Raw genomic sequence first — 10,386 nt, forward strand, 5'->3', positions numbered from 1 at the left:
TCCTCTTGGATTTTTTAACCTGTAAATTATAACATAACAGTCCTGGGTTTGCACTAGATTATTAGCACCCAGAGATCCTCGCTGCTTTTCTCTATTCTCTGCTTCCTGATAAAGCCAAGTTTTTTAGCAAGAGCAACCGAGGCCACATTTTCCTCTGCTATCCTTGCAAAGAAATGTGAATGTCCCTTAGCCTCAGCAAGACCTAAGACTGCCTCTGTGATCTCATATCCTATTCCCTGCCTCCACATATCCGGAGAGAGCAGATAGCCAAGCTCAAGCCATTCTGCCCCGTCATCGCTCCCCGGAAGAGCCTTATACTCCAGTCCGCATCTGCCTATCAGAGCGCCCGTAGCCTTCAGGAATACATTCCACATTCCGAAATCATAGAATCTGTATATATTGTCGAAGTAATCCTGCTCATAGGCTTTTTCCTTTAAGAAAGGAAAAAGAGGCTCCACATAATCAGTAACTCCAGGCATCTGATAGAGATGAAAAAGGGCATATATATCCTTCTCAGGGTCAAGCTGCCTTATAAGAGTACGGTCTGTCTCAAGTATCTCCTTTGGAATACGGTAAGAGAGGTCATGGACCTCCTTTATATATTCCTGATCTGCTGCAGAGAGGTCTGTGATTATAAATCCAGCGGAGAGCCTTATTGCGTCATGCTCATATCCTATGACTGCTATCCGCTTATCTGCCGCCCTGTCTATCTCATCCTGTGAATCAGTGATGATCACCGGGCGCGGTGCCATATAAACCCTTTTATACATTAGCTGCGTCGTAGCCCAGCTTAAGGCAGCCCATGATTCCCTGATCGTCGTTTAAGCTTGCAGGGACTATATAATGATCCATATCATCTATCCGGCTGTTCTTGATATATCCATTAAGAAGCTCGCTCGTCTTTTCTCTGATAAGTGGAAAGAGCTGCTTCTGATGCATTACTCCACCTCCTAATATTATGATCTTTGGAGACAGCATCACTGTAGTAGTCACCATGCACTGAGCCAGATAGTAGCTCTCAAGATCCCAGACCCTGATGTCATCACCAAGCTCTGCTGCCTTTTTGCCCCAGCGCTTCTCAATGGCCGGTCCTGCTGCCAGTCCCTCCAGACAGCCCTTATGGAATGGACATACACCGTCCGGAAGCGGATCATCTTCTCTTACCCTAAGCAGCATATGGCCTGCTTCAGGATGCATGGCTCCATGAACAAGCTTTCCTCCGCTCATGACTCCGGCTCCGACTCCTGTACCTATAGTATAGTAGACCGCATCGCCAAGTCCCTTTGCCTGTCCATATGTGACCTCACCCAACAGGGATCCGTTCACATCGGTATCGAATCCGACCTTTACACCCAGTCCCCTGCTGAAATAGCCGACTATATCTGTATCCGCCCAGGCCCTCTTTGGTGTGGTAGTGATATATCCGTAGCTTGAAGAATCCTTATCGAGATCAACTGGCCCGAAGCAGGCTATACCCAGAGCCTCTATTTCCTTATCCTTAAAATATGCCAGAAGCTCTGGCAGAGTAGTCTCTGGATCTATAGTAGGAAATGATTTCTGCTCCTTAATCCTTCCACTCTCGTCTCCTATAGCGCATACCATCTTTGTGCCGCCGGCCTCAAGCGCTCCTATCCTCATCTGTCTTCCTCCTGTCCTATCAATAAAATACCGAATTTTCCAGATGTGCTCCCCCTATCCTTCCCATATCTCCCCTCTGTCACGAAAAACTATCAGCTCACATTTTATATCAGAACATACATTTTTTCAACCGCCAATAGATATCCATTATTATACCCTTTACCCTTCATACTGATCTTTCTATGCGTCCGCTCCCTGATATCCCCCCAAAAAAGCCTCTAATCAGGGCATTCTCATATAATGAGAGTGACATAAAACACCTGTCAGATCTGAAAGATTCTATAAAAAAAGGAAATGCAGACAGAGAAATGTCAAGGGAATTTGAGATAGCTGTTTCTTCCAGCGGAAGCGAGGATAAATACTGGGATCAGGCATTTAAGTCATACAAAAAGATCATACCTGTCGAGAAAATGAATGCCGATATCGAAAGGAAATATCTAAGGAATAATTCTATGTCTGATGGTGAGGATTTCAACACCTACTATCAGGAGTTCAAAAATAAGCTTGTCATATCAGAGCATTATAAAAAGATAAGACCGATCAGCTTCCTGAAAAATAAGTAAGAGAAAACCCCTGCCGTATGGCAGGGGCCTTTTATCAGAAATCTATATCTGTATCATAGTAGCAGGCCTTTAAGACCTTCTCCATCTCCTCCTGTGAAGGAGTACGTGGATTTGAGCCTGTGCAGGCGTCAAGGATGGCGTTTGCCGCAATATCATGTACCCTTTCAAGGAAGATATCCTCAGGTACGAAGCCCTGCTCAACAGGATAGCTGTCCGGGCCATAATTCTTTATGCAGTGAGGAATATTCATCTGATCATTCATACCGCGCAGATACCTGATGATACCCTCTATCTTTTCATCATCATTTGCTCCGTCGATATGCATATAGTCAGCGATCTGGCCATATCTCTCCTTAGCTCTCTTATCCCTTGCATTGAAGGCTATGACCTTTGGCAGATACATGGCATTAGCTGCTCCATGGATGATATGGGCTCCCTGGTCAGCAAAGGCAGCTCCAGTCTTGTGTGCAAGCGAATGAACGATTCCTAAGAGTCCTGACGAGAATGCAATACCTGCAAGACACTGTGCCGAATGCATGGTATCTCTTGCTGTCATATCCTCATTATATGAATCGATAAGATTTGCCTGGATAAGCTCTATGGCATGGATAGCTGGAGCATCGGTAAAGTCGCTTGCTGCTGTACTTACATATGCCTCAATAGCATGAGTGAGTGCATCCATTCCTGTGTGAGCCACAAGCTTCTTAGGCATTGTATGTGCAAGCTCAGGGTCAACTATAGCTACATCCGGAGTGATCTCAAAATCAGCTATAGGATACTTGATACCCTTCTCGTAATCTGTGATTATAGAAAATGCTGTAACCTCTGTCGCTGTACCCGAGGTGGATGATACAGCACAGAACCTTGCCTTGCGGCGAAGCTTCGGGAGTCCGAACACCTTGCACATATCCTCGAAGGTGGTATCCGGATACTCGTACTTTATCCACATGGCCTTGGCTGCATCGATAGGGCTTCCTCCACCGATAGCAACTATCCAGTCTGGCTGAAACTCCTCCATAATAGCGGCACCCTTCATTACAGTGTCAACAGAAGGGTCTGATTCTATCCCCTCTATAAGTCTTGTCTCCATTCCAGCCTGATGGAGATAATCCTCTGCCTTCTGAAGGAAGCCGAATCTCTTCATAGAGCCTCCGCCGACGCAGATTATAGCTCTCTTTCCTTCAAGAAGCTTAAGAGCCTCCAGGGCTCCATTTCCATGATAAATGTCTCTTGGGTTTGTAAATCTCTGCATAAGTTTCCTCCTTATACACACTAAAAACGCAGCAGGCTCCTGCTGCCTTGCCGTTAAGCAACCCTTTCCTTTCAGTTCGATTCTATCATAAATTACAAGGAAAATCCACTAGGCATTTTTGCTGCTTTCAGCCAGGAATTTTACTGTTTACACATCATTTTATCACCCAGATTTCAGATCATTATAAACATAATAATCCGAGAAAGTATTGAAAGGAGTCAGATAATGGCAATCAAAAAGTCCTGTGGCCATCTCAACATGTGATCTGAACAGTAACGGTGCCAGGATTTTTGGCCGTTAATCCTCCAGGATACCTTAGACCTCACACCTCAGACCTCACACCTCAAACCTCCCCATGACATAGGCCGGCAATTGATTTAGGCCAACATGTAGTCTGAACATTAACTCAGATTTTTTTTCATAAGTCCTTGACAAACGGAAAAGAAAGTGTATAATATAAATCGTAATAAGAATTATTACTGTTAAGGAGCTATCTGATATGAAAAGGTTTTCAAAACGACGAGCCCTGATCCTTGAGGATCTGGCAACAAGAACAGATCACCCCACAGCCGAAATGGTCTATGAATCAGTTCGGAAACAGATACCGGGTATCAGTCTTGGTACTGTCTACCGTAATCTGAAGGAGCTCTGTGATGAGGATCAGATCATCTCCTTTTCCCAGAACGGGAAGGAGCATTTTGACGGCAACAATCATCCCCATATCCACGTATGCTGTAAGTGCTGCGGTATGATCTGGGATCATCCACTTGATACGGATGCTTTTTCAGTTCTTGACATTCCGCTTTCTTCCGTAAGCAATGTGATAATCCAGGGGATCTGTGATGAATGTTCCAGAAAGCTCACAGACAGAAGTGCCTGATATCTTCTCTCCCATCCGGGAGTTTTGATATAGATTGCAATAGTGTGTATTTTATTTTTAGGAGGTAACTATTATGGCAAAATGGGTATGTAGCGTATGCGGATATGTTTATGAGGGCGAGGAGCCGCCAAAGCAGTGTCCTGTCTGCAAGGCACCAGCTGAGAAGTTTATTAAGCAGGAAGGCGAGATGACATGGGCAAGTGAGCATGTTATCGGAGTCGCTAAGGATGTTCCTGATGACATCAAGGCTGATCTCCGTGCGAACTTCGAGGGTGAGTGCTCAGAGGTTGGTATGTATCTTGCTATGAGCCGTGCTGCTTTCCGCGAGGGATATCCTGAGATCGGTCTTTACTATGAGAAGGCTGCTCATGAAGAGGCTGAGCATGCTGCAAAGTTTGCAGAGCTTCTCGGTGAGGTAGTTTCTCCTTCTACAGAGCAGAATCTCCGTGTAAGAGTCGAGGCTGAGAACGGTGCTACAGCTGGAAAGACTGATCTGGCTAAGCGCGCCAAGGCATTAAATCTCGACGCAATCCATGACACCGTTCATGAGATGGCTCGTGATGAGGCAAGACACGGCAAGGCATTTGAAGGCCTTCTGAAGAGATATTTTGGAAAGTAATCCAAATACATTTCAATAAAATAAAAGAGCTGGGCGGAAATTCAATTCCACTCAGCTTTTATTATAATCCTGATTCAGTTATGACGGAATCGCATTATCCAGCCGTTTTAACAGCCATGACATCATAACTGCTGCAGCTATCATCATAATAAACACATATGGTATATATAGCGGTATATCTTTATCAGTCATTAGCTTCCTTATGACAATATGACACATATAAATCTCAAGCGAATATTTTCCTACAAGACGAAGAAATCTCATAGAAACAGAACTCCGCCTGATCAGCTGCAATAAAGATACAGCCACTATCACGACTCCTAATGCAAACAGAGGGGTAAAAATCCTTTCGAATGTAGCAAGTTCAAAATAGACTTTTGATATTATACCGATCAGTATAAATATAACAGATACAATTGCTGCATTAAAGGGTCTGATTTCTTTATCATCCTGAATATACTTTCCAAGGAATACCCCGATAACAAAGTCAGGAGCACGGCCATATGCAATGCTTATGTTTTCTTCGATCTCAGGGAAATATTTTCTGATCAGGATCATGGTCACATCAAGGATTGCAATAAGGATACACATATTACTGACATCGTGCGTACCTCTTTTTCCCACAAGAGCATAGACAACCGGGAAGACAAGATACATGGCTGTGATAAATCCTATAAACCATAGTGTATTGGTTCCATCAGAGAAAAAAGTATAAAAGGAGATATCTTTTATTGTCTCAATAGCGCCATCAGCCCGGAAGGCATTATCACTTATAACCCAGAAAGGAACTGCTACTATCAGGTAAGGAATCACAACCCTGCGTAATCTTCTCTTGTAAAAGTATCCAAGATTATGATTCTTTTCAAAAGAGTAAAAAAGTCCCATTCCTGACAGGATCACAAAGATCTCGACTCCGATACTTCCAATATAATCATGAAAGTTATTAAGAAAACTTACTATAGGAGTCGAGTCCGGATCCAGAATCCCATCATTTATCGCATTACTTATATTTTCTGTATAATGAAAAAATATAAGCTCAAGCATAGAAAGGCCGAATAACTCATTTCTATACTTACTGAACCACCCCAGATGAAAATTGTTTTTATTCATACTAACGTCTGTCGACCTTTGCTATATCTATTGGTGTTACCTTATCAGGCTCGCTTTCCAGTGCGTGTGCCAGAGCATTTGCGGTATCCATTGCTGTGATACAGTAAACTCCTGTCTCGATAGCATTTCTTCTGATCAGGAAACCGTCACGGGTCTTGTCACCATGACCCTCGGTAGGTGTATCTATCACGAGGTCGATCTTATGTCCCAGGATCAGGTCCATCACATTAGGCGACTCCTGGTTGATCTTGTTAACCCAGAGAGCCTCGACACCGTGCTCATTCAAGTACTTCGCCGTTGATCTGGTCGCGTATATCTTGTATCCAAGTGCCTTGAAGCGCTTTGCAACCGATACAGCCTCTGGCTTATCCTTGTCGTTTACAGTCATTATCATCTGCTTGTACTTAGGCAGATCCACTCCTGCTCCGGCGAAGGCCTTGTAGAGTGCCTCGTTAAAGGTCGGAGCTATTCCAAGACACTCACCTGTACTCTTCATCTCAGGTCCGAGTGAGATCTCTGCACCACGCAGCTTCTCAAATGAGAAGACAGGCATCTTTATCGCCACATAATCGGCTTCCTTTGCAAGACCCGGCTCATAGCCCATCTCACGCAGGGTATGTCCGCACATCACCTTTGCGGCGAGGTCTACGATAGGGATTCCCGTGACCTTACTGATGTAAGGAACTGTACGAGATGAACGAGGGTTGACCTCTATCACATAGACCTCTCCGTCCATATCTATGAACTGGATATTTATAAGTCCTATTACATGAAGCTCCCTGGCAAGCTTTATCGTGGCTTCCTCAATCTTTTTCTTAACATCGTCCCCTATAGTCGGAGCCGGATAAACCGAGATAGAATCACCTGAATGTATTCCGGTACGTTCTATATGCTCCATGATACCAGGGATAAGTATATCGGTTCCATCGCATACAGCATCGACTTCTACCTCCTTGCCCTGCAGATACTTGTCCACAAGTATAGGATGCTCCTGAGCGATACGGTTTATGATACCGATGAATTCCTCTATCTCTTCATCATTGAATGCTATCTGCATTCCCTGACCACCAAGCACATATGAAGGACGGACGAGTACCGGGTAACCGAGTCTGTTGGCGACCTTCTTGGCCTCTTCGGCGGTAAATACAGTGCCGCCTGCTGCTCTTGGAATGCCTGTCTTCTGTAAGACCTCGTCGAAGAGCTCACGATCCTCGGCCCTGTCTACATCCTTTGCATCAGTACCATAGATCTTTACTCCCATTCTCATCAGATCCTGGGTAAGCTTGATAGCTGTCTGTCCTCCGAACTGTACAACAGCCCCGTCTGGCTTCTCCTGACGGACGATATTTTCTACATCCTCAGTAGTAAGAGGCTCAAAATAGAGCTTGTCAGCTATATCGAAATCGGTGGATACTGTCTCAGGGTTGTTATTTATAATTATGGTCTCGAAGCCCTCCTTCTCGAAGGCCCAGGTCGCATGTACAGAACAATAGTCGAACTCTATACCCTGTCCGATACGGATAGGACCGCTTCCTAAGACTAAGACCTTCTTCTTTCCGGATGTCTCAAGGGCTTCATTCTCACCGCCACTGTAAACAGAGTAGTAATACGGCGTCTCGGCCTTGAACTCTGCAGCGCAGGTATCTACCATCCTGTAGGAAGCCACTATGCCGTTGTCATAGCGCATCTTTTTTACATCATCCTCTGAAAGCTTTCCATTGAGAGCAGCGATGATGTAGTCAGGGAACTCTATCCTCTTTGCTTCACGCAGAAGCTCAGGAGTCAGGTCTTCATTCTTAAGGCGTTTCTCTATCTCTGTGATATAGGAAATCCTGTCAATAAACCAGAGGTCGATCTTCGTGACTTCATGCATTTTCCGCTGAGAAAATTTACGGCGGCAGCCCTCTGCTATACGGTAGATCCTTCTGTCGTCTACGATCTCCATTTCCTTCCAGAGCTCGTCATCTGTCCTGTCGGAAAAATCATAGCTCATCAGCGAGTCAACATGCTGCTCTAAGGACCTGATAGCCTTCATCAGAGCTCCGCAGAAATTGTCACAGATGCTCATCACCTCACCGGTAGCCTTCATCTGGGTTGTAAGGGTACGCTTGGCCGTGATGAACTTATCAAACGGAAGACGAGGGATCTTGACTACGCAGTAATCAAGCATAGGCTCAAACGAAGCATAGGTCTTCTTCGTGATTGCGTTCTTTATCTCATCGAGATTGTATCCGAGAGCTATCTTTGCGGCAACCTTTGCGATAGGATATCCTGTAGCCTTGGATGCAAGGGCCGATGAGCGGGATACTCGCGGATTCACCTCAATGACGCAGTACTCGAACGAATCAGGGTTTAAGGCATACTGTACATTGCAGCCTCCTGTGATACCAAGCTCTGTGATGATATTAAGAGCTGAGGTACGAAGCATCTGATAATCCTTATCAGAGAGAGTCTGTGAAGGAGCTACCACTATCGAGTCTCCTGTATGGACTCCGACCGGGTCTATGTTTTCCATGTTGCAGACAGTTATGCAGTTGCCTGCTCCGTCACGCATTACCTCGTACTCTATTTCCTTCCAGCCTGCTATACAGCGCTCTACTAAAACCTCATGGACACGAGAGAGGCGAAGTCCGTTCTCAAGGATCTCCCTAAGCTCAGTTTCGTCATGAGCTATTCCTCCGCCTGATCCACCGAGAGTATAGGCCGGACGCAGTACCACAGGATAGCCTATGGTATTGGTAAACCTTACACCTGCCTCGACATCGTGAACGACCTTTGAGGCAGCAACAGGCTCACCTATCTTTTCCATTGTGTCCTTGAATTCCTGCCTGTCCTCAGCCTTCTTTATTGTAAGAGCTGTAGTACCTATAAGACGTACTCCCTGCTCCTTTAAAAAGCCGCTCTCCTCAAGCTCCATTCCCAGATTAAGTCCGGCCTGCCCTCCAAGGGTAGGAAGGATGGAATCCGGCTTTTCTTTTTTTATAATGGTCTCAAGAGACTTTATCGTAAGAGGCTCTATATAGACCTCATCAGCGATATCCTTATCAGTCATGATAGTCGCCGGGTTTGAGTTTACAAGGCAGACCTCAATGCCCTCCTCCTTCAGGGATCTGCAGGCCTGGGTACCGGCATAGTCAAACTCGGCAGCCTGACCTATCACTATCGGGCCGCTTCCTATCACCATTACCTTCTTTATGCTTTTGTCGCGCGGCATTACAGTCCTCCTTCCATCATGCTTATAAACCTGTCAAACAGAAAAGCGCTGTCCTGTGGTCCCGGGCAGGCCTCCGGATGGAACTGCACCGTGTATATATTCTTTCCTGTATACATAAGTCCCTCATTGGTCCCGTCATTTACATTTGTAAACGAAGGAGTCGCAACACGGGGATCAAGTCCGTCCGTATCCACGACGTAGCCATGGTTCTGGGAAGAAATATAGACTCTTCCTGTCATTGCATCCTTTACAGGATGATTGCCTCCGCGGTGACCATATTTAAGCTTCTTTGTATCTATACCATTCGCAAGAGCCATAAGCTGATGTCCTAGACAGATGGCAAAGATAGGTATATCTGTCTGATAAAGCTTCTTTATCTCCTTTATGATATCGGTGCAGGTCTTGGGATCTCCGGGACCGTTTGAAAGCATGATTCCGTCCGGATCCATGGCAATGATCTCATCAGCTGTAGTAGATGCCGGTACTATTGTCACATCACATCCACGCTCATTTAAGCTCTCACCGATATGTCTCTTGGCTCCGAGATCAAGGAGAACTACCTTCTTGCCCTTTCCTGGCAGATGCTTTCTCTCTTTGCAGGTCACCTGACTTACTACATCACCGACTTCGTAGGCCTTTATCTTTTCAAGAATCGGTCCGAGGTCATCATACTTCGTAGTAGAGATCATTCCATTCATAGTTCCCTGATCCCTGAGCTTTTTCGTAAGGCCTCTGGTATCTATTCCCTGGATTCCAGGAATATCCTGCTCCACAAGAAAATCATTGAGATTCCCCTTACAGCGGAAATTGCTCGGAACCCTTGCCAGCTCTCTTACTATATATCCACCTACATACGAGCGCCCTGACTCTGCATCATCCGTGACACCGTAGTTACCGATCAGCGGATATGTCATTGTGACAGCCTGTCCTGCGTATGACGGATCGGTAAGCACCTCAAGATACCCAGTCATCGAAGTGTTGAACACGACTTCGCTTATGGACTCTCTTGTAGAGCCAATGCTCTCACCTGTGAAAACCGTACCGTCTTCGAGGTAAAGATATGCTTTCATTCTTTTCCTTTCTTTGTTTGAGGATTTATCCCCTATATCC

9 protein-coding genes are annotated in these 10,386 nt (G+C 45.4%); 3 read left to right on the forward strand and 6 right to left on the reverse strand.

The genetic code is table 11. The features are described from left to right. Positions 1 to 53: 53 nt before the first annotated feature. Both ACTNCK_RS01105 and ACTNCK_RS01110 read right to left on the reverse strand, forming a co-directional pair. Positions 54 to 770 carry a GNAT family N-acetyltransferase gene (locus ACTNCK_RS01105; RefSeq protein ID WP_441080452.1) on the reverse strand — a complete coding sequence of 239 codons (717 nt, stop codon included), beginning with the start codon at positions 768 to 770 and terminating at the stop codon, positions 54 to 56. Beyond that, the gene (locus ACTNCK_RS01110; RefSeq protein WP_441080454.1) at positions 763 to 1,638 is read right to left on the reverse strand and encodes an ROK family protein; all 876 of its coding nucleotides are present in this window, start codon (positions 1,636 to 1,638) and stop codon (positions 763 to 765) included. The genes ACTNCK_RS01105 and ACTNCK_RS01110 overlap by 8 nt, the downstream gene beginning before the upstream one ends. Before the next feature lie 308 nt (positions 1,639 to 1,946). Between ACTNCK_RS01110 and ACTNCK_RS01115 the strand changes: the two genes are divergently transcribed. Continuing rightward, positions 1,947 to 2,201 carry a hypothetical protein gene (locus tag ACTNCK_RS01115; protein WP_441080456.1) on the forward strand — a complete coding sequence of 85 codons (255 nt, stop codon included), beginning with the start codon at positions 1,947 to 1,949 and terminating at the stop codon, positions 2,199 to 2,201. A 34-nt stretch (positions 2,202 to 2,235) separates the two neighbouring features. Here ACTNCK_RS01115 and ACTNCK_RS01120 read toward each other — a convergent pair whose 3' ends face one another. Further along, positions 2,236 to 3,453 (reverse strand): iron-containing alcohol dehydrogenase, encoded by a 1,218-nt coding sequence (locus ACTNCK_RS01120; RefSeq protein ID WP_441080458.1) that lies wholly within the window; start codon positions 3,451 to 3,453, stop codon positions 2,236 to 2,238. A gap of 499 nt (positions 3,454 to 3,952) precedes the next feature. Between ACTNCK_RS01120 and ACTNCK_RS01125 the strand changes: the two genes are divergently transcribed. Beyond that, a complete protein-coding gene (locus ACTNCK_RS01125) occupies positions 3,953 to 4,333 on the forward strand; it encodes a Fur family transcriptional regulator (RefSeq protein WP_441080460.1) in 381 nt (126 codons plus the stop codon). 73 nt (positions 4,334 to 4,406) lie between these two features. Then, entirely contained in the window at positions 4,407 to 4,952 is a 546-nt protein-coding gene (locus ACTNCK_RS01130) for an NADH peroxidase (RefSeq protein ID WP_441080462.1), read from the forward strand. A gap of 78 nt (positions 4,953 to 5,030) precedes the next feature. Here ACTNCK_RS01130 and ACTNCK_RS01135 read toward each other — a convergent pair whose 3' ends face one another. The 3 genes from ACTNCK_RS01135 to ACTNCK_RS01145 are packed head-to-tail and all read right to left on the reverse strand — an operon-like array spanning position 5,031 to position 10,346. Continuing rightward, a complete protein-coding gene (locus ACTNCK_RS01135; RefSeq protein WP_441080464.1) occupies positions 5,031 to 6,062 on the reverse strand; it encodes an acyltransferase in 1,032 nt (343 codons plus the stop codon). A 1-nt stretch (position 6,063) separates the two neighbouring features. After that, complete coding sequence (gene carB / locus ACTNCK_RS01140; protein ID WP_441080466.1) at positions 6,064 to 9,276, reverse strand: carbamoyl-phosphate synthase large subunit; 3,213 nt, start codon at positions 9,274 to 9,276, stop codon at positions 6,064 to 6,066. Then, complete coding sequence (locus ACTNCK_RS01145) at positions 9,276 to 10,346, reverse strand: carbamoyl phosphate synthase small subunit (RefSeq protein ID WP_441080468.1); 1,071 nt, start codon at positions 10,344 to 10,346, stop codon at positions 9,276 to 9,278. Before ACTNCK_RS01145 ends, carB begins: the two co-directional genes overlap by 1 nt. Positions 10,347 to 10,386 lie beyond the last annotated feature (40 nt).

The sequence above is a fragment of the Candidatus Weimeria sp. HCP3S3_B5 genome (assembly GCF_052064335.1).
GTDB lineage: Bacteria > Bacillota > Clostridia > Lachnospirales > Lachnospiraceae > Weimeria.